Genomic DNA, 21387 nt, shown 5'->3' with positions numbered 1-21387 from the left:
ATCTTCAGAGATCCAGAGGAGTGTCCTGCTCCTGCTCGCTTCGTCAAATGTGCCACTTCAACGGCGTCCCGAGGTTTTCAACGCAATCGCCGCAGAACCGAAATGAACCGGACTTCTGCTATTGGTGGGGCGAGAAAGTTGAATCCGAGCCCAGAAGCGGACATTCCGCTTTGCGCCCACGCTATCACACAGACTCGCCAGGGCGTCGTCAGGTAGTGGACAATCCCGGGGGCCAGCCGAGTGTCGCGGTATTGCCAAACGCCGAAGCAGGCTCGACAAACTCTGGAGGCTGTTCAGTCAAAGAACCGGGTTGCGAATTGCACGACGCCGCACGGACTTTCCGGCAAGGTAGCAAGAGAATGACGAGCGGCATCCACCACTTCACTGGCATCACCGCCGACGTGCAGGCGAACGTCGATTTCTACGCCGGCTTTCTTGGGTTCAGGCTGGTGAAGCAGACGGGAGGCTACGCGGACGCAGAGCAGCTGCATCTCATCTACGGCGACGGGCTCGGCAGCCCGGGCTCTTTGCTGACCTTCCTCGTCTGGGAGGCAGCCGGCCGTGGCCGCACCGGGATCGGGCAGGTCTCCGAATTGGGGTTGGCGGTAGCGCCCGGTTCCATGGGTGACTGGCTCACTCGGGCCCTGACCGTCGGCATCCCGCATGAGGGGCCGTCTCGTGAGTTCGGAGAGCCGGTCCTCCGTTTGAAGGATCCGGACGGGCTGATCGTGAAGCTGGTCGGTGCCGAGATGGCAACGCCTGCTCCCCTGAACGGTGCGCCCACCCGCCTGCGCGGCGTCACGCTCTTGACCGACAGGGCCTCGGAGACAGCAGGCTTCGTGTCGCGCTTCGGCTACACTAACAGCGGGAACACCGGCATGACCCAGCGCATGATCTCCGACACCGACATCCTCGACATCCGGGAAGTCTCGGGCTTCGTGCCGTCCGTAGCGGGGGCCGGAGTACCCGATCACGTGGCTTTCCGCGCACGCGACGTCGACGCCGTTCGCTCCATGCGACTTTCGCTGGAAGGGCACGGACCGACGGAGGTTCACGACCGGAAGTACTTCCTGTCGCTCTACGTGCGCGATCCGGTCGGCATCTTGATGGAATACGCGACCGATGGGCCAGGCATGACCGTCGACGAAGCGCCCGGCGAGCTTGGCCGTACTCTATTTCTCCCGCCGCATGAGGCTGATCGCGCCGAGGATCTGAGGGCGATGCTGCCTCAATTCGCCCTTCCTGGCGAAGAACGATTTCCTGTTCGCGAACTCCCCTTCGTTCACCGCTTCAACCGGCCGAAGGAGCCCGACGGCACGACCCTCGTCTTGCTGCACGGCACCGGCGGGAACGAGGCTGATCTGATGCCGATCGCCCGCCGCATCGCCCCGCGCTCAAGTCTTTTGGGCGTGCGTGGGCGGGCGACTGAGGAGGGTACCAATCGTTGGTTCTGCCGTCTCGATGCCACGACGTTCGATCGGGCCGACATTCGCAGCGAAGCGGAAGCGTTCGCTGCCTTTGTCGAAGGCGCCGTGACGGGTTACGGGCTCAGCGCCGACAGGCTCGTTTTCCTCGGCTACTCCAACGGCGCTAACTTCCTGGCGGCATTCATTCAGTTGCATCCGGGACTCGTGCGCCGGGCAACGTTGCTACGCGGGATGCAGGCCCTGGAGAACCCGCCTGCTGCAGATCTCTCGGACACCGACGTGCTGGTGATCAGTGGACGTAACGACCCGTACGCTCGCGACGGAACAGAGTTGGCGGATGCTCTTAGGGCGCGTGGTGCCCGCGTGGATTTTAGGGCCCTCCTGACAGGCCATGAACTGACTGGCACGGACGTCACCGAGGCATCTGAATGGATTACGCGAACTCTTTCGTTGAACTAGGACCAGGTCCGTCCCAGAAACATTCGCGAGCGAGGCGCTGCTGGTCGGCTAGTGACCGATTACTCAGGCAGCGAGGCCAGAGCAGATCGAACCCTTTCGGCCAAGACTTGCCACGGATCAGGATCAGACTGCCCGCAGGCGGCCTTTCTGTACTTTAGAGGAAGAGGGAAGGCGGAAGTGGAGCCGACGCCCAGAAGCGGACGTTCGGCTTCCGACCTAACATGGTCGTAGAAGCCCTGTCTGCGCTAAGCTCAAAAGCAAACGTAAAGCGGACCGTAAAAAACTTCAGTCCGACGCAGCTGACAGATCCAAATGCCGCAAGACGCCCGCATGCATGACACGCTCACGGAAGCAAGCCTCCACAGCTTCCTCGCGGCCTTCTACGCTAAGGTTCAGCGCGATCCCCTGATTGGGCCCGTCTTTGCTCGCGTCGTCCCCGATGCTGATTGGCCCCGACACCTCGCCGTCATTCAGGACTTCTGGTCATCAGTGCTGCTGAAATCTGGCCGCTACAAGGGCAATCCGTTCGGCAAGCATCAGGTACTTGGTGAGCTCACGCCGTCCCATTTTGCTCGTTGGCTGGCTCTGTTCGAACAGACGGCCGGGGAGCTGTTTTCCGCCGACGTAGCGATGCACCTCACAGAGCGTGCGAACCGGATCGGTGACAGCTTGAAAGCGGGTCTGTTCTTCAAACCCGAAAGTCTGCGGCAAGATCGCTGAGGTCCAGCAAAATGCGCCTGCCAGCTGGTACTCGACCGCACCAGGCTGAAGAACACGGGTCGTTACCTGTGTACTGAGGCGGACAAAGTCTTGATGATGTTGGACCAAATTTACATTTGACTTTTTGCACCCCAGGCTTACGTCTCTGCCGCACCTGATCCCTCTTAGTCCGTGAGGGCCAAGAGCAGGTAATAACCCTAGATGAGCTTGCCCAGCAACGTCCACGCTGACCACCGACTTTGATCCTGCATAACGCTTTGGATCCCAGTGTCCCGTTGTCTCATGCCCATGCTGTAGAGCGCCTTCTGCGGGAACAGGGCACTCCTCACGAGATCAAAATCTACAGGGGGCAGGGTCAGGGCTTGACTGATTCAGCGCAGTTCGATGCAGCCGCTCGGGTCACACGCTTCTTTTAAAACCTACAGCTCCGCTTTAACTGAAAATGCTGTCTGTAAAGGTAGGCTTGAAAAATGCTGAGAAAGCCTGCATCTCGGCGAACATGTCGGTAGAAGAAGCTTCGGCGCGCGCCTTTATCCATCCGGTGACGGCTGACCTCCCTGCGTGGCCTAATCGAAATGGCAGGGCATGGCTGTGACGCTCGCCGGTGCTTTACCGGCCTGCGCCGGCCGGTCGGGTTAGGTCCTGCGCCAAAGGCATCTTCCGTGCGGCAAGGAGGAATGGGAGTAGGACCGCGGTGAACGCCTTAGGATGCGAATAGTTTATTCCGTGGGCAGCACCTGGGATGATGGCAAGTTGGCCGCGAGGCAGGGAGCTGGCGAGGCGCGCCACAAATGCATAGGGGACGATGTAGTCACGGGTGCCCCAGACCACGAGCGTTGGTTGCGTGACCCGGAGCACCTTCTCTGCAATGTGATTGCCGACCATACTGCGCAAAGTCAGGAGATAGCGGCTGACTCCACCACGGACGTAATCAGCGAGCGCCACCCAGGCGAGCGACCAGCGCTCGAACGGTGCGATGGCGAAAAACCCGACGATTTGCCGGATGAGGCCGCGGGCCTCAGGGTCCGGCGTGGGCCCTTGCAACACCAAGCGATCGACGAGTTGCGGGTGAACGAGAGCCAATTCAACCAACACCTCGCAGCCAAGCGAATTGCCGATGAAGGCTGCTTGCTTTAACCCGACCACCCGCATCCAGGCAGCCAGCCCATCGGCGAGCTCGCGAACCGTGAGCGCTCGGCAAGGCTTGTCGCTCAGACCGAAGCCAGGGAGGTCGGGAGCGTAGACCCTGAAGTAAGGGGCGAGATGCTTCGCGAGGGGGATCATGTAACGGCTCGACATCCCGAGCCCGTGAACCAGGATTATGGGCAGGCGGTCATCCGGGAAAGAGCCGACCGAGACTCTGGCATGCATCATCCTACCGCTAACGCGGCTGTGCGTCGCTGCAAGCTGTCCAAGACGTGTGCTGCGGTCCTCGCTGGCCCGCCGCCTAGCTAAGGAAGCAGCCAGGCCTAGGCCGGCCAGGATGCCGCCAGCCGCCACAACGATCCACCGCAGGGACACAGTCATCTTCCGTTTCAACCATAGCCAGTCATGATCTGCGTGCCGAGAAGAACTAGTCTCACGAAACGCAATCGCTTCTTTCTGTTCCTCAGCGCGAGCGAGAAAAGCAGCGTTTGTAGCGTTCGAGCGCACGACGACTGACTGGCCAGGAGAAGCTCGACGCTGCAACGTTCTGCACTGCGTGGTGTGTCGGTCTGCAGCAACACCGCAGCCAAGCAAGCGTTCACGCTGTGGTGAACGACAGCGTTGTCCAAGGTGAATGCTGGCAGACAGCTTGATTCCATGAAGGTTCTGGCAGATTGCGTATCTACGATCCCTAGGCGAGACGCGCAAATGTCAGACACCGCACAAGCTCAACCCCTCGATCAGGCCAAACAGACCAACTCCATCGAACTCACCGCCGAGATCGTCTGTGCGTTCGTGGCCAACAACCCAGTGCCGGCCGCGGGCTTGGCAGACCTCCTCCAATCCGTGCACCAGGCCCTCCTCGGCCTCGGCCAGCCCAGTGCTGCGGTTCAAGACGCGGCGACGAAGGCCACGCCTGCGCAGGTGAAGAAGTCAATCACCGATGAGGGGCTGATCAGCTTCGAGGATGGCAGAGCTTACAAGACGCTCAAGCGCCACCTCTCGGGACGGGGGCTGACGCCTGAGAGCTACCGGGCCAAGTATGGCCTTCCAGCCGATTACCCAATGACGGCTGCCGCCTACTCGGCGCAGCGGTCGGCACTCGCGCGCGACCTGGGTCTGGGACAGCAGCGCCGCAAGACGCAGCCGAAGGCTGCGGAGGTGACCGAGACGCTTGCCGAAGCGCCCAAGGCCCGTCGCGGCCGGCCTGCCTCGTCATCGACGGCGAAGACTCCCGGAAAGGGACGTGGCAAGAAGATTGAGGCCGCCGTCGCCGCCGAGTAAGGCGAGCGCGGTCGATCACATCAACATGTCTACGAGCGGCCGTGTCGACGCGCTTGGCCGCTCACTCTCGCTTCTGAAGTCCCCGTCCGCAATTACCGATCGCTCCTGAACCAAGTGTGATCTAGCGCCGGCGTCGACGGGCGCTGACCCATGTTGGTGTCTCTGTCCAAGCCGTTTGGTTCAAGAAAGTGGATTGAGGTAGGGCTGCTGAAAAACGCCGCGCCAATCCGCGCCGTGCCCGCACTCGGATGATCGATCAACAGAGTTTTCCGTGACCAATTCCCGCCGCATCACGCTCTACCACGCGCCACGCACCCGCTCATCCGGTGTTCTAACCCTTCTAAGGTGTGTCGTCGCTTGCACCACGGTGCGCGCGCAGGAGCCATCTAGAGCAAGGGTGAACAGGGGCGTACGGCGGATCAGATGCGGTCGTGACGCTGGATCCACATGAAGGCAGCCGTTCCCCCCCATGAAAACCGGTCCTAGCACTGTTTAAACGTAGATTGCTTCCCAGAAGTCCCAAGCGTCGGCGGTTGCGCGCATTTCCTGCAAGCTCCTGCGTATGGTGAGGACGGGGACAGGCATGTCGGTGCGATTGCGTCATGGAAGCCGAACGTTGACCAATCTCTGAAGAAGATTGGTTTCCTTCGCTGATGTTGCCGTCCGCGATCCGCAAATTAGCCGCAGCTTCAGACGATCGGCAGTAGCCTTAGGAAACAGGGTGTTAGCACACACTCGGAAATATCGAATATTGTAAGTTAGGATGACCTATGTGGGCTCTGGTGAAACCCTTCCTTCTAGGCCTGATTGCGTTTTGGATAAGCCCCTATTGGAAGCTGGCGAAAAAGCAAAGCAAACCCGGCGTTCTTAGCGAAACGATGGGCGAGCTTTTCCTATTAGCTTGCCTTATTTTCGCATTGTATAATCTCTATAGATTGACAAGCTTCGGGCTAGTTTACAGCATCGCAGGTGATGATGCCGGCTGGATAGCTTTTGATGAACATCCGGTTGCGTTTGTATTCTTCGCAGTGTTTTACAGCCTGCCGTTCCTGATCCCTTTTCTTATTCTTGTTAGTCGCTTCTTATGGAAAGATCGTATGAGCCGGACAGAATTTAAGGCCATATCAGACAAGTTCAGGCCCTAAAAGAAATTGAACAGGCGAGTTTTCGACCTGACAGCGGCGCGGCTTGCCATCTATCGTGGCGACGAATGCAATCTGCCCACGAAGAATATCCTTTCTTTGGTAAAGTGTTAAGATGGTTGCTGCCATCGCTAGCATAGTCTGCATCCGCACTTCGTCTCGATAGGAGCAGACGGCAAAGGCTCTCTAGAGCATACCCATCATGCAGATGACGCCAGCATCAAGGTCGAGAATTAGGCCAACCTCGGCGTCAAGGAGCGGAATGAACCAACGAAAGCTTCCCATATCAGTGACTTGGGCACATGCAGAATTAAAAGGGTGGCGCTATGAAGAAGCTCGTCGAAGCTTTTCATCTTTCATTCTTATACCACACTATGATTAACGTCTTTGCTTGTCTTTTTTTGACGTCCTTTGCGGCATTTTTGAAGCCAACTACCTTTAAGTATGTCGTATTCACAGAGGCGGTTTATGCTGTTACGTTCTTGTACTACTTTTTTGTGTACAGAAGGATTGTTCTGGCGACCGATCCAGCGCTCATTTCAGATATCAACAATAGTAGATTGCAAATTCTGCTCGTCTTGAACTCGATCGCCTATCTGATCGCACCTTTCTTCTTCGACCTAAATTCGGCCTTTCTGATAAAGGACTCCGTGCTCCATATATTTTTATTGCCGTGCGCCTTTACTATACCCCACCTTTGTATATTCATCGCATCAAAGATATACCAAAGAAGGGCTGCCGCCATCTAGGTCCTGCTAGGGCCTGTCGTCACCTAAACGGATTGGGTGTGCTTGCGTTTTATCCCTCCTGAGGAAGGAGGGGCGATGCTGAGCGACGCGCAATGGTCTGAATTGGAGCCGCTGATTGAGGCGTGCCGGCCCAAGGCCAAGACGCCGCCCCAGGATCTCCGCCGCACGCTCTCGGCGATCCTTTGGCGGCATCAGAACGGGGCCAAGTGGCGGGCCATTCCAAAGGACCTGTGTCCGTGGTGGCGGGCCGCCCAGATCTTCATTCGCTGGTCCCGTGCCGGAGTCTGGGAACGGCTCCTCAGCCTCGTCCAGGAGCGGGGCGTCCAGCTCGGAATGGTGTTTTTCGACGGCACGAACGTGCGCGCACACCAGAAGGCGGCCGGGGCCGCCAAAAGGGGGGATCTGCAGCCGAGCGAGACGCTCGTGAAGCTCTTGGCCGATCACGTGGCGGCTATGGCACTAAGGCGTGCGTGATCGCGGACGGGCTGGGCCGCGCCATCGCCTTCCGGCTGGCATCAGGTCAGGCTCATGAACTGCCTCACGCAGTTCCGCTACTCGACCAGTTGCCAAGCATGCCCAAGTGGGTCGTCGGTGACCGCGGCTGCACCAGCCATGCCCTTCGCGAGCACATCTGGGATATGGGCGCTCGGCCAGCGATCCCGCCTCAGCGTCACGAGGCATCCGTGGCCTGCCCGAACTGGATCTACAACAACCGCAATCAGGTCGAGCGTCTTTAGGCGAGGCTTAAGGAATGGCGCGCAGTTGCAACGCGCTACGAGAAGACGGCCTGCAGCTTCGTCGGTATCCTTTGCCTTGCCGCAACCATCGACTGGCTCAAGCGATACAGGACCCGACCCTTGCTCTGTTCGAAGACATAATCTGGTAACGATAGCATGTATTTGTATATTTCGAGGGGAGCGCAATGATCAAAACACTAATATCGGTTGCGGCGATAGGAGTTGGCGGAATATTATACTTGTTATTTTTCGATGACATCTCGCGGGATGACATAAAATTTACAGATCTTCTACTAGCAAATATCGACAAACCAACGAATTTTTCTCAGATTAAACCTGATGAATGGGACTTAGTATGTTACATAGATGATTACTCTTTTGCCTCTGATGTTCTCGCGCGTGAACTACCAAAAGATGCTGCACAGCTTAAATTCTTCCCAAACAATCGCTATGTCGATGAAGGGAGATTGGGAATCGTATTTGTCAATAAATCGAAGAAGTCAGCTCAAGTGTTTTTAATTGATAATCAAAAGATCTATCGTATGGAAGGACCTCGATGTTCTTATAGGGCGTCTGCGAATTTTTTGATTTCCAAGGTGTTCGCTCCAAATGGAGATTATATAAATCTCGCAATAATACCCTAGCACGGGTGATATGTTATCAACTTATATTCTAAAAAGCGCTGGGACGAGCCAATATAACGCACAAGCATTATCATCGCGCCTTCCCGTTGGGCGACGTGTTCGAGATAGAGATCGGAGCATCGCATCCACACGATTTTTCAAGTAGGTCAGTCGGGGCCGCCGCGAGCGTCCCTCGCCGTCCGCGGCGCTGTGACTGCCTTCGGTGCGGTCTGGTGATGGCTAGTAGATCGCGGTTTTGTTGGTATCTCGCCCGCCAGACGACCTGCCATAAGAGCTATCACGCAGTCTGACGACGTCCTCTGCCTCGCTCCCGCTCCCGGCCACCCCAAGCGACGACAGGCTCTAGAGGAGCTTGGGGCTGACTACGAGCTACGCACGCTCGACATGAAGGCCGGTGAACAGTGGGCGCCCGCCTTCCTGTCCATTAATCCGCTCGGGAAGGTGCCGGCGATCGAACACGGCGATGTCGTCGTCACCGAGCAGGCGGCCATCTTCATCTATCTCGCTGACCTCTATCCCGAGGCGAAACTCGCCCCGGCGCTCGGCGACCCTCTGCGCGGTTGCTACTTGCGCTGGCTTGTTCTCTACGGTTCCTCCTTCGAGCCTGCGGTCGTCGATCAAGCCATGAAGCGCGGTCCGGGACCTCAGTCGATGTCGCCATACGGCAGCTACGACGCATTGATGGACCTGCTAACATCGCAAGTCCGAAAGGGACCCTACCTGTTCGGCAAACGGTTTACGGCTGCAGACGTCCTGTGGGCCACAGCGCTCGGCTGGACCATGAACCTCAAGCTCGTACCGTCGAAGCTCGAGCTGCTGCGATATGTCGAACGCTTCCGGACGCGCTCCGCAGTTGCCCGCGCGGAAGCGATTGACGAGTCGCTCAGCAGACGGCTTGAGAGCGATTACGAAACCCGCACAGGCTAGGGAGCGAGCAGGTTTCTGCGCGGCAAGTTGTCCAAGCAGAACCAGAAAGCATGAAGGCCGCGTTCGTTTCCGTGAAAATTATAAATCCGCAATCGCCTCCCGGGGGCTTTCCTAGTTGCTGCCTTCGTTCCGCCGAAAACATCTTACCGGTAGTTGACACCGCGGTGCATGGTGCAGCCCCGAACTCTGCGACGGCACCTCGCATTGTAACCGCATGATAAAGGCGTCGAACAAAGCGTTGAATTCAGAATCGGCCTTGATCGTTGAAATCGAGGCACTGATCGCCCTTAACCTCATCAACCTTCTCAAAGATATCAAACATCACGTGCATGGGCCTGCAGCGAAGTCCGTACAAGCCAAGGCATTCGCTTCCGCAACGCAGCCCGACCTCGCCTTCATCGACATGAACTTGCCCGGTGCTTGAAGTTAGCGTTCGCGCCGGTAGTGCATGGCGACCGCACCATTGCGGAGCGGCTTGGCCGAAACCAGCTTGAGCCGTCGCGTAAGAGGCAGCCCGCCCTGGTACAGGGTCGGGCCGTGGCCAGCGATCCTGGGATGGATGAGGAACTGGTACTCGTCGATCAGATCCAGCCGGTCCAGTTCGGTCGCGAGTTTACCGCTACCAAGGAGGACGCCCGCAGGAGTCGCGTCTTTGAGCCTCTGCACGCCTGTTCGCAGATCGTCAGCGATGTGGTGGCTGTTGCCCCAAGGGAAGTGCCTTCGCGTCCTCGACACCACGTATTTCGGCTTAGCCTCCAGCTTAATCGCCCACTCGCGTATTGCCGGCGGCGCCTCCACGTCGCCGCGAGCGACGGCCGGCCAGTAGCTCTCCATCATCTCGTAGGTGCTTCGGCCCCACAGCATCGCCCCGCCCGCGTCCATCAGGTGGGTGAAGAACACGTGCGTCTCGTCGTCAGCGATCCCCTCCTGGTGGTCGACGCAACCGTCCAGGGTGACATTCAAGCCGAAGGTCAAGCGTCCCATGCGGCCAGCCTATGCTATACGCTCAAAAAGACGGAAGGCTCTTGCTGGCAATGGATGTTCCATTTCCGCGTTAGGTCGGACGCAGCCGTCTAGCCCACTTGAGCCCAGTGTCGGCCGAAGGCGCAGAGCCGCAACCGACCAGCGTCTTGCTTGTGTGGATTCGCCCTGCAAGCGTGAGCGTGACATGCGTCTTCGCATGGACGAGGACTGAGCGCCTGTCACGGTCACGGCTCGATCTCCTCGGGGGCGCGCAATCACGCCTGCGCGAGGGCTAGGTCCTGTTGCAGCTCTACAGGTGCTAAGGCTTGTTTCCAGCTTCGGAAGCTTTGCTACAGCGACGATATGAGATGCATCACGTGCATCGGTTGGAAGCTGGGAAAATCTGCCATCGCTTTGATCGGAGACGATCCTTTTCACGTTGCATTGCAACATGGGGATTAGTGTTTCACTGTATGGTTAAAAAAGTAACATACGTAGGTATTTTACATATGGGAGATCTTGGTTTCTCACATCGACAATTTTTTGGTTGCAATACATATCTCTCCCATCGTGAGGGGTCATGCTAACAACTAGCAACCAATTGAAAGCAGCTCGTGCGTTGGTCGGCTTGGGACAAGTTGCGCTTGCCGAACGTGCCTCAGTCAACGTCAACACTATCCGCAAGATGGAGTCTGGCGGTTCCGGTCCTCTACCGGGCCTCTTTGCGAAAGTGCAAGCTGTTCAGCGTGCACTTGAGGAAGCGGGCGTAGAGTTTGTCGCCGGCGACCAGCCTGGCGTCAGACTCCGCAGTAACCACCATCAAGTACGAGAGACCCTTCATAGAAGGTCAAACCATGTTTGACTTTACGACGTAAGACGCGCCGTCGCCTCTCATGGGTGACTAGCAAAACTGTGTTGTAACTCGCTGTTTTAATCCAGATCGATGCATTGCAGCAGGACAGGTTAATTTCTGGTCCCTCGCATTCACTGATCATCTTTGCGGTGCCGCGCAATCTCGATCGTCAGCCATCACACAGACTGAATGATCGTCAATTTACCCTTTCAAATCCCCCTTGTTTTCTGCAGCGGCGATCCGCTCCCAGGACCGGCGCCGGCGGAACCTGAAAGTTGATCGGCTGCGGTCCTTCTCGGCGCAAAACTGGACGATCAACCCCACGGATTCACCGCGCATCGCCATGCTGCGTGCCGAGATCAGGAGCGCGAGGCGCTCGCCGTTTCGGTCGCTCAGCGCTGTGCCTGTGAACGTCAGGGGGTCGAAGGTGGCGCTCGGCGCTCGTTGGCGAACGTGAACAGCGTGTTGACGCGCCGTGCGTAGATGCCCGCCGTCGGCTTGGCTCGGAAGGCCGCCTTGAGCCAGGGGCCGACGACCGTGTAGATCCAGCCGGGCCGCGGTGGCTCAGGTCCTGAGGGGTGCTGCGCCATCTCCGTCCTGCGGTGGCGTGATGCGACGCGCCTCGCGCGCCTCGACAAGGATCCGCTCGACTTCGGGCTCGCTCACGTCGAGCAGCTGCGCGATGTCGGCCGTGTTGTCGCCGGCCGACCATGCGCGCAGCACGACGGCGTGCATCGTGGGAGCGGGTGACGTGAAGGCCTGCATGGTCCAATCCTGCTTCAGGGTGCTGAGATACCGAGACGCGGCGCAATAACCCGGATCGCGCGGTCTCTCCAATGTCCATCCGACCATTTGGATGTGCTCCTGTTTTGGGATTAGCTGTTCCGTGTTGGTTGAGGCTTGGCTAACCTCTCAGCCCCACTCTCTGCGCGAGCCAAGTTGCGTATCGGCTCCGTCGTGATCTCTCACACGAGCGCCCCGCCTGCCCACAATCAGACCGGGCGGCGGGGCGCTTGGGCTGGCCGCCAGACGCCATGCAGACCAAGTTGCACGTCAGCTCCACCGCCGCCGTTGTGCCCCCATGAGCAAGGCGGACTTTCCCCATGATGGAGTTCGCACGCTGGTTTTCACTGTCTCTTAACCCTGACGCCTCATCGCATCCGGCCCGCTTCAGCGTCCGGATCGCATGTCAGACTCACCCGCCTTCTTAACTGCACATCCCGAAGTCGCAGCTTGGCGACACACCTTCCTCTCGCTGAAGCCAGGCGTGCCGCCCTGCCCCGGTCTTGCGGGGGCGAAGTGGCAGGCGGTGCATGCCGCCGCGGTGGCGTTCCTCGACCATTACGCGGAGGAGGCCGCAGGCTACGGCTGGACGACGCTGGAGCTGTTCGGAGTGCACCCAACGCTCGGGGTCCTGCGTTCCGACTATTGCGGTGCTCTGGTCCTGAGCGGCGAGACAGCGTCCGGGATTGAACCGGACCGCATTCTATTTCAGCGGACCCACTACCGCCGCAATGTCCCTGGCCAGCCAACCGATGGCGTTGCACTCTGGGCTTTCAAGGGCGGAAGATGGCTGTAGCCTCCTGTCAGTGCCCGAAGTCACAGTTTGGCGTCTCCATACCGCGAAGCGAGTTATGACGAAGGCATCCGAGTGGCGTGACACCCGCAACGCGCAAGCGACAGCCAGACTTGCGCGTGCCCTGCCCCCGATCTTTCCAGCGCCGGTCCTGCAGCACGCCCTTGCAAGACCGCTGATCCCGCCGACCCCGCGCCTTGCGGTCGAGAGCTACTGGCGCACGCACATCCTGCGCGCTGACCGCCTTGCAAGAGCCTTGGCAGCCCGCTCAGGCTCGCCCGAGGGTTGGAGGTGGCGCCTTGGCAACGAGAAGGGGACCGGTCTCGCCTCCACCTTCCGCATGCCACCCTCACCCTATCGGGAACCAGCTCACACTCATGGCCGGGGTCACTGCTGCATCTGCGGGCAGCCCGTGTACCGATTCGGCTGGCACAAGGATCTCTGGGCTAGCAGTAAGCCGAACACGAACGCGCGCTGGCATGCGGCCTGCGTTGCGGCCTGGAAGCTCTGGGTGGCGCCGAGCGAGCACGTACGGACCCTGAAGGCGCACCAGCGGCACCGTTGCTCCTCCTCAGGCAAGCGACTGCTCCGGACGGCGGAAGTCGACCACCGGGTGCCACTCTACCAAGTCTGGCGGGAACATCGCGATGAGCCTTGGCCGCTGCTGCTTGGCTATTGGGGCGCTCCCAATCTGCAGGTCGTCAACCGGGTCGTGCATGTCACGAAATGTGGGGCGGAGGCTAAGGAACGCTCCGAGGCTCGACAGGTCCTCGCCAGAGCTCCGCTCGAAGGAGTTGTTCGAACGCGATGATCCGTCCTGGCGTCGACCGGATCATCCCGCCTGCTTCCGAGTTGACGGCGGGGTTCGCCTCACCTCCGGCACGATCGTCGCTTTGTGCTATCGGAATCGCCATGAACACAGCGCCTCGCAGGTCTGCCAACAGCCCAGTATCGATCATCGTCACAGCGGTTTTGGTCGGAGTTCTCTCGCTCGTCGGAATCCTCGGCTGGAAGTGGTACAGCTATGTCACTGCGGGAGCGTCTCCCTACGATGAGATCGGGATTGAGGTGAACACCCGTTTGCCGGGGCCGTTACGCGAGTGGGGTTGCGCGCGCATCAAGGAACGCTTCCCGCGATCAGTCCCGCCCTACGGGTGCGAACCGGGACAACGCTGACGCAGACCATTTCGGCTTTGCTGGGCGCGTGTCGCCAGCCGGATGAACTCGACGTGTTACCTGAACGGGATCGAAGGGATTACGACCGATCAGACGTCTGACGCTCGATCGCAGATCGCGAAGCTCTTTGCGAACACTGAAGCCGGGAGGCAGATGGCCGTCGATCCTGGTATCTGCGATCGCCCAAAAGGCCGGTCCTACGCTCGTCTTCTCCGCCACGATCAGGAACTGCGTGTCGCCGTTGGACCTCATCCTGATCGCGGCTGTCACCTCTTTCTCCTCACCGTCGCCCTGGACGACGTTCTGAATGACCGTCAGCCCATGACCCGCTGCTGCCAGCCAATCGGCTTTCCCCGCGTCAGGGCCAGGAAGACAATGAACTCGGTGAGGTTCTCCGAATAAAGCAGCGATCCAGACGCGAAGGTCCGCCCAGTCTAATCGAAGGCCGCGAGCCAGGCCTCGGGTGCGAGGTAGGTGTCGGGAAGTTCGCTGAGGAGAGCTTGATTAGAAGTGAAGCGGACCAGAAGCCGACGAACCCGCCGCGGCGCAAGCTGGGCGGGTTATCGCGCAAGCGGAGGAAGACCGAAGTCGCTGAGCAATGTCCTCCTCTGGCAGCATCTCGACCGGCGGGATGTCCTCGCCGAGTCAAAGATCCGCGAGATCAGGATCGCCGCGCAGGCCGTCACTTTGGTCTCGTTGCGCACCAACATCGTAAACGCCTGCCGTTCGCCATCTTTTGGGGATCTCGTCCTTTGCGAGGGCGGGCAGCATGACCTCGCTTCTTTGCGAATGCCATTATGGCCGACGCACTCACTCTCGACTTCGTCACGCACGAGCGTCAAGTCATGAACATTGAAGAGGTAGTGGTCCACATGCCTCCCTGCGCGCAAACGGGCGGGAGCACACTGGTCTCACATGGGTGGTGTGCTGAGGGTTGTGACCGGGACGGGGTCACCTTAGCCCCGAGATCCGCAGCGGCAAGAACAAAAGTTGAGTGCGCGAGAGCCTCGGCCTGCGCCACCCCCACAATCGCCTGCATGTGCAACTGGTGTGGTCGAGGAGAGAAAAAGCCCGGCGCGTCAGAGAGACGGCCGGGCTGATCTTAGTTTCAGTTGGCCTCGCTGATGCTGATCGGGGGAAAGAACCAGCGAGATCCAAACCGACTGCTTGCGGAAGCAGCCCAGCGATCCTGCTACGCACCAGCAAGCCACACAATCGCGAATCTGCAACTATGCGCACGGAAAATGCCCGCCGCGGAACGAGCCGAGTGGGCACGAATATGGGTGCTAGAAGGCGCTAAGGACCTTTATTCAGCAGATGCCGAAAGTCCTCAAGGGCTTACTTCGGGACGAGTAGGGCGATGTCCCGACCATCCGGCGCCTGAAAACGCACCACGATCGTATCGCCGCCATTGATCGAAGCTATGCGCGTGAATGAGCGCACAGAAAGCACCACCGGTCGCATAGTGTCCGGCACGAGCAGGCTCCAAAAGGCGCGATTCCGCACCCCCATTTTTTTTAGCGACATCACCCGAACTCATGATTGAACGCAGCCCAGCTTTGCGCACTTACACACTAAATGCTCGCGGACCGTATTACGCCTGCGGTTCGCGAAGTAGCTGATGGCTTATCAAGCCCCGGCACGAGAAGCGACGAGCAGCCCTGACTTTGGAATCCCAGACAACGCATTGTTCCTCTGCGAGATCGCGATAGCATCGCGATATGGCTGGCCTTACGGGCGTTTTCTCCCAAGACTTGGGCCGCTTTTTCAGGCAACCATTTTTCTTGGTTGCAGGAGCATAGCTGCCATGCGCAAAGGCCATTCTTGTTCCGAACTTCAATCCTTCCGGATTGCACGGCAAAGCCCGCTAACTCATGAGCCGGGCGGGCTTCCTGTTGATCTGCCAGCGTGTAACCTGGTTACCGGCGGGACCAGACGTGGATCTCAGGAAAGCGTAGGTACGATCCAGAGCAGGCGGGTGACATTCAGAACGGCACGCGAGCCACGATCTCAAACTCGATTGATGATTGGATTATCACGGTAGAGAGCGTTAGGCCGCGACCCCGCCACGCTGGTCGAATTGCGACAACGACAAGGTTGCCTGCACTTGCGACCAACGGCTCATGAATGCTTCCACGATCCTGGGATCAAAGTGAGCCCCGGCGTTTTCCATCAAATGAGCCTGCGCCTTCTCCGGTGACCAAGCCTTTTTGTAGGGCCGTTCCGTCGTAAGCGCGTCGAAAACGTCAGCGACGGCCACCATCCTGCCGGACAGCGGGATGGCTTCTTCCTTCAGACCGTATGGGTATCCTTTGCCGTCCCAGCGCTCGTGGTGACTCGCTGCGATCTCGGCAGCAAGCCGCATCACAGGTGAGGCGCCTCCCCCCAAGATGCGCTGGCCCCGTGCGGCGTGCTGCTCCATTTCCGCGCGCTCTTCAGGGGTGAGAGGGCCGGGCTTGAGCAGAATGGCATCCGGGATCGCGATCTTCCCGACATCGTGCATGGCGGCGGCCAAGCTGAAGAGCCGGCATTCTGTGGGAGCGAGACCGAGAGCCTCCGCAATCAACCCCGTGTAGGTTGAAACCCTGGCGATATGATCGCCCGTTTCCGTATCCCGGTTCTCGGCTGCCCGCATCAACGTCGAGACGATCTCGCGCTCGCGTTCTTCAACCAGCGCCACAGCTGCGGCGACTTCGCGCGCGAGCTGTGCCGCATGCTGCTGCTCCACGCGGTGAGCAACTGATAGTGCAAGGAGGTTTGTGACGCGAGCCCGGATCTCGAAGGGGTCCACGGGCTTCCCAAGGAAATCGGTCGCGCCAGCCTCCAGCGCCTCACGGCGCAGGCTGCGTTCGTTGAAGGAGGTCACCATAACGGTCGGAACGTTCGCGAGGTCTGGAATGCGCCGCACCGCTCGTATGAAGTCAATGCCGTTCATGCCCGGCATCTCGTAGTCCGTGACGACGATGCCGATCTCGGCAGCGTGGGACTCTGCAAAAGCAAGCGCCTCGACCGGCAGGGTGAAGTCACGCGGTGTACATCCAGCGAGGGGCTGCAAGGCGGCAACCATCAGCAGGTTGTTCATCTCATCGTCGTCGAGGACAAGAGCCAGCATTTAGACATCTTCCCCGGCTTGTTGGACCTTCAAGCGCCTGCGGCTTCTTCGCAGAGAGTCCGTGGATCAGCGGGTTGAGTTTTGTGCCCTAGGTATTGCCAAAGCCTGAATCTCTCCCGGCCTTTTGTAACCAGCGCTGCGGGATCGAACTTTCCAAGAAATACAAGTCTGGCTCAGATCTGGGAACGTCGGCGATGCTTTGCGCAATCAATGCTGACGAAAAAGCCCGCCGCGGCGGGTGCCGGGCAGGCTGGCCGAAGGAGGCGACGTCTACCTTCGCATCGAGGCCCAGGAGCTGGTTGTCACAGCCCGTTTGGAAGACCGCATCGAGCGCTGGTCGTCGTTGGCTGCGAGAAAACCCGCAAGAACACGCGATGGTGTTGTGTGAACGATCCGGAACGTCTTCGGCATCGGTCCACATCCGATGCAAACCGCATAATCCCATCGCTTCCAGATGAAGGTATTACGAGCGTCCGTTGCTCGTTGGCGAGCCTGACCTGCCTCGATCAGACGTTTGATCTCCGCGGCTTTCTCATCGCTCGTAGCGATGGTTTTTTCTGAGGTCCCGGGACGTGACTGAGGCTTTCCTTGAGCCTGAGCGAGCGAGCCTTGCGCGCAAAGCACGACGATTAGTGGCGCAAAAATGCGCATGTGAGGCTCCTGAGATTTCAGTGAGCACTCCCCTCGTACAGCTTGATACGCTGCCACTTGAGAGAAAGTTTCAGCTGTGGGCCGCACGGAAATGGCTCATACAACCGTATGTATGAAAAAGCCCGCCGCGGCGTGTGCCGGGCGGGTTCAAGGTTGCGGAAGTGTCAGTGAACTTCCATCGCCGTCCATGAAGCAGGTGCTTGGCCGGAACAACGTGACAAAACCCCGCTCGGCGGACGCCGGCGGGGCTGCGACGCGCCATGGAAGATCAGTACGAGCGCTACTGAGATCCGCTGCCACCACCGCCACTGCTATTCGGGATTGCCTGCTCGGGCTTGTTGGCGTTGCCGCCGGAAGCAGAATTAGTCGTAGCGGTGTCAGCGCCGGTCGCACCGCGAGAGATGGCGGTATTGCTGCTATTGCCAGTGCTGTTCGGCTCACGCTGGATGACAGTCCCGTCGCTTCCAGGTTGGCGTGCCGCACCGGTTTGAGCTAGCGCCGGCAGTGTGGCGAACAGAGCGGCGCTGATAAGAATGATGTTCTTCACAGGAGCACCTCTGGTTGGACCCTCGGACATACCGTTGGCCGCTACACGAGCAGAGATAAGCTTCCTTCTGCACCAATTGTTTCCAAACATGGGTGTTTTCTTTTGAGGAGATCAGGCACGGATAATCCCGCCGCGGCGTGCGCCGGGCGGGGCCGTATGCGACGGTCGTCTTCCGCAGCAATCTCGGAACGAGAGCTGGGTTACAGTCCAGTCAAGCTGCTCGATGACGCACTCTCAATTTGGTTTTCGGCGTTACCATAGCAGTCGCAATCACGGCCTCGTCCCGAGCAAGGCGCAAAGCTCGCTGGCGAGAGAGGTTAATCTCCATGACCTCCTGCTTTGCGTCATGGTCCGCCCAGGCTGACGCCCCCGCAATGTTGCGTTCTTTCTGTTTGGCAGCCCTTGTCTCAGATCGATCGCGGGCACCACTGTCCTTGAGGTCGTGCATGTGCTGAGCCGCTTTCGTTCAGGAGGTTAACCACCATAAGTAGCGCTTTGGAGCAGAATTGTAACCTCCAGACGACTGGTGACCATGCAGGGGACGCAGCTCTCCATGGGAACGGTGACGCTCATGCATCCTGGATTGGCTCATTCAGTCGTGTTGCACGTTGCCCTTGGCCCAACTGGATGGAGACTCACTATGGCCCCCATGAAAATACTTGCTCGCGTTCTGACCGATGACGTGGAGGGCGGCTATCAAATCACCTTGGAAACAGACGACGGTCAGGTTGTTCGCGTGTTCGCGACCGAGAACCAGCTGAGCGATTTGGCCGACGATATCGACGAGCTGCTTAGCGACGAGGATGAGGACAAAACCGCCAAGGGCGCTGAGGAGACCACGGAGGAGCAGCCCTCCTGAAGGTAAGATGCCGATCCTGCTCGCGCGGCCGGCGAGAGCATGAAACGCCGCTTCACCAAGGAGGGCCCGTCGCTCATGGTTGAGCCTGCCATCATCGTCATGTGCGTGATTGTCCTGATAGCTGGTTCGGTTTCGGGCTCGCGTTCGTAAGCGTTTCAGCAACTCCGATAGCGAACGGTTCAGGCTTCTGCTTCAAGCCGTCGAACCAACCGCCTTCCAGCATGGTTGATGCAGTCAGCAAGCGAGCGCTACATTGCGCGCGCCGCAGAGATTGGAGGCGCTTATGCTGAGAAAGCTGTTCGCCACGGTGTCCCGTCGAGACGCTGATGAGGTCCTCATGGAGCAGCAGCCTGCGCACTTTCCGCCTGAAACGATGAAGTTCAAGCCGATGGTGCCGGTACATCCGCCGCCAGCTCAAAACGACGACGTGATGCAAGGGGTCTATGAGGAGGTCGAGAAGGCGCTACGGGCGAGCGGCTACCTTCGCTAAGTGCGACGTCGAGTTTGGTAAGCCAAAACGCGGTTGCGTGGCTCACCCACTGCGTTCACCCTCGAGGCGCCAACGAGACAAGGGCAGCATGGAAATCGAGTTCGTAGAGGACGGCGATGAGCAGCCCGAAGACACGCTCTCTCAGCTCAGTGACGAGCAGCTTCGCGCCGTCCTGGATCTTCTCACGATCGCGCTGAACCACACCTTCGTGGCCTTCGGTACCGCTGTTGGCCCGGATCGCCTTCATGAGGTGCATGCCTTCGGTGAGAGCCTGATCGCGGGAGTTGAGACCGGTGAGATCGGCGGATCAAACAGCGCCAAGCAGAAGCCCATCATCGATATCGTCCTGACCCTATTAGAGGCAGCCATCCCGCAGGCGGGAAGTGGGGTCTAGACCCATCAACGACGAGCGACGATGCGCGTCCCAGCCTTCGGCACGGTTCGATTCCCAAAAAAGGGCTTTCGAACCTAGGAGCGCTTGGTCCCAAATGGCATTGGCTACCAGTTAGGAGTTCCATGACCACTGATTAGGACCCTTCCTGTGGCACGCTGCTTTGGATCTACAGGTAATTTCCTTGGTCATCCTGCAGACATTACGGCGTCGTTGCTGAGGCATCGTGAACTACAATCCGACTTTTGCTGGACACATGTTCACCGATGATGCGTAGCGCTGGTTCTCCACCTCAGCCAAGCGGTAGGAGAACAGGCATACAGCTATCCCGAGGACAAAATCAGTCCGTTCCTCACTTCAAAGAGCCTTTCGCATTCAGATGCCTGATCAGCCTTGTTGCGAGTCCCGCCGAACCTTCTCGGTCACGATGACCGACGCAACAAGAGCCGCGATAACACCGTCATCCGCGGCGCGTTGAGGCTCATCCGGCATCACAAACAGCCAAACGGCCGCGGTGGCCAGGACGGCGATTGCTGCAGACGATAGGACGCTACGTGCGAAGGGGCTCATCCTGCACCCGTTACGCCCCTTCATGATCAGCCTCAATCCACCTAGTGCATCCACAGCCACACCCCTGGTCCAGAAGCGTCCTCCGCGAGCAATTCGACACTGAATTCGCCTCTCATGCGTCGGCAGTGGGATCTCGCCGGAGCTCCTCTAGGTTTCCGACCGTCAACTCGTCGACATGTAGACGGCGAAAGTACCCGTCTCGGATCGACACGCGTCGAACTGACAGCCGGCCGATGGTGAAGGCGCTGATGGCGACTGCCCCAAGCGCCAGGGCGCCGACGGCGATGGCGCCAACGGCTAGAGCTCCCACCGCCTGGGCACCCGTTGCGGCTGCGCCAGTCGCCTCGGCGGCACGCGCCTGCAGGGGAGCGCTTCGCTTTGGTTCTGACGGCAGCGGCTCGGCGTGCCAGCCTTCCAGGGTGTGATTTGTCATCGTGATGATCCTTCCAGAGCGCTTAGTCCTACCTGACAACTCTGGAGCCACTTAACCGCGCGCTTTCTCCACTCCGCCTTCGAGGTTGAAATCGACGCCGGCGGCTACGAGACGAGCACGAAAGCGAGCGTGAGCCTGCGCCAGCTGTCGCGCTTGTCGGTCATCCACGCCGGGACCCTCACCTGCTTTGACGACAGAGTGAACACTCTTCCGTAGGTCGTCAGCCGCCGCATCCTGGCCGGGATTGCGCGTGAGCAAGCCGAACAGATCAATCAGATGCGCGCGGATGGTCAGCGCTGCATCCTTGGCATCGCGGCCTAGCCCGATCTGAAGCAGCGAAGCCTCGATGCCCTCGGCCCGCCTGCTCACAAGCTCCTGGCGTAGCTCTGTTGTCACTGGACTGCGGTCTTGATGTTCTGGAGCATCACTCTCAGGGCCTAACGAGTTTGTGGACCATGAGGCACCGAAAGGACGGCCGCTCAGAAATCACGTTCGCTGCCGTAGCTCATGCGCCGAGCGACGTAGCCGCCC

21 protein-coding genes and 1 pseudogene are annotated in these 21387 nt (G+C 59.2%); 13 read left to right on the top strand and 9 right to left on the bottom strand.

What is annotated here, in order from left to right:
- Positions 1–359 precede the first annotated feature (359 nt).
- Together MFF55_RS06040 and MFF55_RS06035 are read left to right on the top strand one after the other, a co-directional pair.
- The gene (locus MFF55_RS06040) at positions 360–1886 is read left to right on the top strand and encodes a VOC family protein (RefSeq protein WP_238243183.1); all 1527 of its coding nucleotides are present in this window, start codon (positions 360–362) and stop codon (positions 1884–1886) included.
- Positions 1887–2216: 330 nt separating this feature from the next.
- Positions 2217–2606 carry a group III truncated hemoglobin gene (locus MFF55_RS06035; protein WP_238243182.1) on the top strand — a complete coding sequence of 130 codons (390 nt, stop codon included), beginning with the start codon at positions 2217–2219 and terminating at the stop codon, positions 2604–2606.
- A gap of 609 nt (positions 2607–3215) precedes the next feature.
- Here MFF55_RS06035 and MFF55_RS06030 read toward each other — a convergent pair.
- On the bottom strand, positions 3216–3977 hold the full coding sequence (locus MFF55_RS06030) for an alpha/beta fold hydrolase (RefSeq protein ID WP_373874733.1): 762 nt from the start codon (positions 3975–3977) through the stop codon (positions 3216–3218).
- A 483-nt stretch (positions 3978–4460) separates the two neighbouring features.
- On the opposite strand from MFF55_RS06030, the gene MFF55_RS06025 reads away from it, so the two are divergent.
- The 6 genes and pseudogenes from MFF55_RS06025 (at position 4461) to MFF55_RS06000 (ending at position 9659) form a co-directional block, all read left to right on the top strand.
- Complete coding sequence (locus tag MFF55_RS06025; protein WP_238243180.1) at positions 4461–5036, top strand: Ros/MucR family transcriptional regulator; 576 nt, start codon at positions 4461–4463, stop codon at positions 5034–5036.
- 770 nt (positions 5037–5806) lie between these two features.
- Entirely contained in the window at positions 5807–6181 is a 375-nt protein-coding gene (locus tag MFF55_RS06020; RefSeq protein ID WP_238243179.1) for a hypothetical protein, read from the top strand.
- Between the two features lie 821 nt (positions 6182–7002).
- Positions 7003–7805, top strand: a pseudogene (locus tag MFF55_RS06015) (IS5 family transposase).
- A 44-nt stretch (positions 7806–7849) separates the two neighbouring features.
- On the top strand, positions 7850–8308 hold the full coding sequence (locus tag MFF55_RS06010; RefSeq protein WP_238243178.1) for a hypothetical protein: 459 nt from the start codon (positions 7850–7852) through the stop codon (positions 8306–8308).
- A 243-nt stretch (positions 8309–8551) separates the two neighbouring features.
- The gene (locus tag MFF55_RS06005; RefSeq protein ID WP_373874732.1) at positions 8552–9235 is read left to right on the top strand and encodes a glutathione S-transferase family protein; all 684 of its coding nucleotides are present in this window, start codon (positions 8552–8554) and stop codon (positions 9233–9235) included.
- Between the two features lie 238 nt (positions 9236–9473).
- A complete protein-coding gene (locus MFF55_RS06000) occupies positions 9474–9659 on the top strand; it encodes a hypothetical protein (protein ID WP_238243177.1) in 186 nt (61 codons plus the stop codon).
- Positions 9660–9661: 2 nt separating this feature from the next.
- Here MFF55_RS06000 and MFF55_RS05995 read toward each other — a convergent pair whose 3' ends face one another.
- The 3 genes from MFF55_RS05995 to MFF55_RS05980 all read right to left on the bottom strand — a co-directional run bounded on the left by MFF55_RS05995 (position 9662) and on the right by MFF55_RS05980 (position 11816).
- On the bottom strand, positions 9662–10219 hold the full coding sequence (locus MFF55_RS05995; protein WP_238243176.1) for a dihydrofolate reductase family protein: 558 nt from the start codon (positions 10217–10219) through the stop codon (positions 9662–9664).
- Positions 10220–11464: 1245 nt separating this feature from the next.
- Positions 11465–11641, bottom strand: coding sequence for a hypothetical protein (locus MFF55_RS05985; RefSeq protein ID WP_238243174.1), 177 nt, complete (start codon positions 11639–11641; stop codon positions 11465–11467).
- Positions 11616–11816: a PCI domain-containing protein gene (locus MFF55_RS05980; protein ID WP_238243173.1), complete on the bottom strand. Its 201-nt coding sequence runs from the start codon at positions 11814–11816 to the stop codon at positions 11616–11618. Before MFF55_RS05980 ends, MFF55_RS05985 begins: the two co-directional genes overlap by 26 nt.
- A 421-nt stretch (positions 11817–12237) precedes the next feature.
- On the opposite strand from MFF55_RS05980, the gene MFF55_RS05975 reads away from it, so the two are divergent.
- Both MFF55_RS05975 and MFF55_RS05970 read left to right on the top strand, forming a co-directional pair.
- Positions 12238–12630, top strand: coding sequence for a hypothetical protein (locus MFF55_RS05975; protein ID WP_238243172.1), 393 nt, complete (start codon positions 12238–12240; stop codon positions 12628–12630).
- 55 nt (positions 12631–12685) lie between these two features.
- The gene (locus tag MFF55_RS05970) at positions 12686–13438 is read left to right on the top strand and encodes a hypothetical protein (protein WP_238243171.1); all 753 of its coding nucleotides are present in this window, start codon (positions 12686–12688) and stop codon (positions 13436–13438) included.
- A gap of 925 nt (positions 13439–14363) precedes the next feature.
- Here MFF55_RS05970 and MFF55_RS27085 read toward each other — a convergent pair.
- The 4 genes from MFF55_RS27085 to MFF55_RS05955 all read right to left on the bottom strand — a co-directional run bounded on the left by MFF55_RS27085 (position 14364) and on the right by MFF55_RS05955 (position 18113).
- Positions 14364–14675: a DUF6894 family protein gene (locus tag MFF55_RS27085; protein ID WP_373874731.1), complete on the bottom strand. Its 312-nt coding sequence runs from the start codon at positions 14673–14675 to the stop codon at positions 14364–14366.
- Positions 14676–15853: 1178 nt separating this feature from the next.
- Complete coding sequence (locus MFF55_RS05965; RefSeq protein WP_238243170.1) at positions 15854–16915, bottom strand: HD-GYP domain-containing protein; 1062 nt, start codon at positions 16913–16915, stop codon at positions 15854–15856.
- A gap of 270 nt (positions 16916–17185) precedes the next feature.
- Entirely contained in the window at positions 17186–17566 is a 381-nt protein-coding gene (locus MFF55_RS05960) for a hypothetical protein (RefSeq protein WP_238243169.1), read from the bottom strand.
- A gap of 280 nt (positions 17567–17846) precedes the next feature.
- Positions 17847–18113, bottom strand: a complete 267-nt coding sequence (locus tag MFF55_RS05955; protein WP_373874730.1) for a hypothetical protein — start codon at positions 18111–18113, stop codon at positions 17847–17849.
- Between the two features lie 640 nt (positions 18114–18753).
- Between MFF55_RS05955 and MFF55_RS05950 the strand changes: the two genes are divergently transcribed.
- From MFF55_RS05950 to MFF55_RS05940, 3 genes are all read left to right on the top strand, one after another.
- A complete protein-coding gene (locus tag MFF55_RS05950; RefSeq protein ID WP_238243168.1) occupies positions 18754–18972 on the top strand; it encodes a hypothetical protein in 219 nt (72 codons plus the stop codon).
- Between the two features lie 283 nt (positions 18973–19255).
- Entirely contained in the window at positions 19256–19462 is a 207-nt protein-coding gene (locus MFF55_RS05945; RefSeq protein WP_238243167.1) for a hypothetical protein, read from the top strand.
- 88 nt (positions 19463–19550) lie between these two features.
- Complete coding sequence (locus MFF55_RS05940) at positions 19551–19856, top strand: hypothetical protein (RefSeq protein ID WP_238243166.1); 306 nt, start codon at positions 19551–19553, stop codon at positions 19854–19856.
- 1051 nt (positions 19857–20907) lie between these two features.
- Here the strand turns inward: MFF55_RS05940 and MFF55_RS05935 are convergent.
- Positions 20908–21252, bottom strand: a complete 345-nt coding sequence (locus MFF55_RS05935; protein WP_238243165.1) for a hypothetical protein — start codon at positions 21250–21252, stop codon at positions 20908–20910.
- Positions 21253–21387: the final 135 nt, after the last annotated feature.

It is taken from the genome of Methylobacterium iners (assembly GCF_022179305.1).
Lineage (GTDB): Bacteria > Pseudomonadota > Alphaproteobacteria > Rhizobiales > Beijerinckiaceae > Methylobacterium > Methylobacterium iners.
Note: the sequence above shows the minus strand (reverse complement) of the source record. Positions and strands in the feature narration are given on the sequence as shown.

What these genes read in the sequence shown, in the direction of transcription:
- MFF55_RS05995 (WP_238243176.1), bottom strand. Translation starts at nt 10,219, where the DNA reads ATGGGACGCTTGACCTTCGGCTTGAATGTCACCCTGGACGGTTGCGTC.
- MFF55_RS06035 (WP_238243182.1), top strand. Translation starts at nt 2,217, where the DNA reads ATGCATGACACGCTCACGGAAGCAAGCCTCCACAGCTTCCTCGCGGCC.
- MFF55_RS05975 (WP_238243172.1), top strand. Translation starts at nt 12,238, where the DNA reads ATGTCAGACTCACCCGCCTTCTTAACTGCACATCCCGAAGTCGCAGCT.
- MFF55_RS05970 (WP_238243171.1), top strand. Translation starts at nt 12,686, where the DNA reads ATGACGAAGGCATCCGAGTGGCGTGACACCCGCAACGCGCAAGCGACA.
- MFF55_RS05985 (WP_238243174.1), bottom strand. Translation starts at nt 11,641, where the DNA reads ATGGCGCAGCACCCCTCAGGACCTGAGCCACCGCGGCCCGGCTGGATC.
- MFF55_RS06020 (WP_238243179.1), top strand. Translation starts at nt 5,807, where the DNA reads ATGTGGGCTCTGGTGAAACCCTTCCTTCTAGGCCTGATTGCGTTTTGG.
- MFF55_RS05945 (WP_238243167.1), top strand. Translation starts at nt 19,256, where the DNA reads ATGCTGAGAAAGCTGTTCGCCACGGTGTCCCGTCGAGACGCTGATGAG.
- MFF55_RS05980 (WP_238243173.1), bottom strand. Translation starts at nt 11,816, where the DNA reads ATGCAGGCCTTCACGTCACCCGCTCCCACGATGCACGCCGTCGTGCTG.
- MFF55_RS05965 (WP_238243170.1), bottom strand. Translation starts at nt 16,915, where the DNA reads ATGCTGGCTCTTGTCCTCGACGACGATGAGATGAACAACCTGCTGATG.
- MFF55_RS06010 (WP_238243178.1), top strand. Translation starts at nt 7,850, where the DNA reads ATGATCAAAACACTAATATCGGTTGCGGCGATAGGAGTTGGCGGAATA.
- MFF55_RS05950 (WP_238243168.1), top strand. Translation starts at nt 18,754, where the DNA reads ATGGCCCCCATGAAAATACTTGCTCGCGTTCTGACCGATGACGTGGAG.
- MFF55_RS05960 (WP_238243169.1), bottom strand. Translation starts at nt 17,566, where the DNA reads ATGCGCATTTTTGCGCCACTAATCGTCGTGCTTTGCGCGCAAGGCTCG.
- MFF55_RS05940 (WP_238243166.1), top strand. Translation starts at nt 19,551, where the DNA reads ATGGAAATCGAGTTCGTAGAGGACGGCGATGAGCAGCCCGAAGACACG.
- MFF55_RS06040 (WP_238243183.1), top strand. Translation starts at nt 360, where the DNA reads ATGACGAGCGGCATCCACCACTTCACTGGCATCACCGCCGACGTGCAG.
- MFF55_RS06025 (WP_238243180.1), top strand. Translation starts at nt 4,461, where the DNA reads ATGTCAGACACCGCACAAGCTCAACCCCTCGATCAGGCCAAACAGACC.
- MFF55_RS06030 (WP_373874733.1), bottom strand. Translation starts at nt 3,977, where the DNA reads ATGCATGCCAGAGTCTCGGTCGGCTCTTTCCCGGATGACCGCCTGCCC.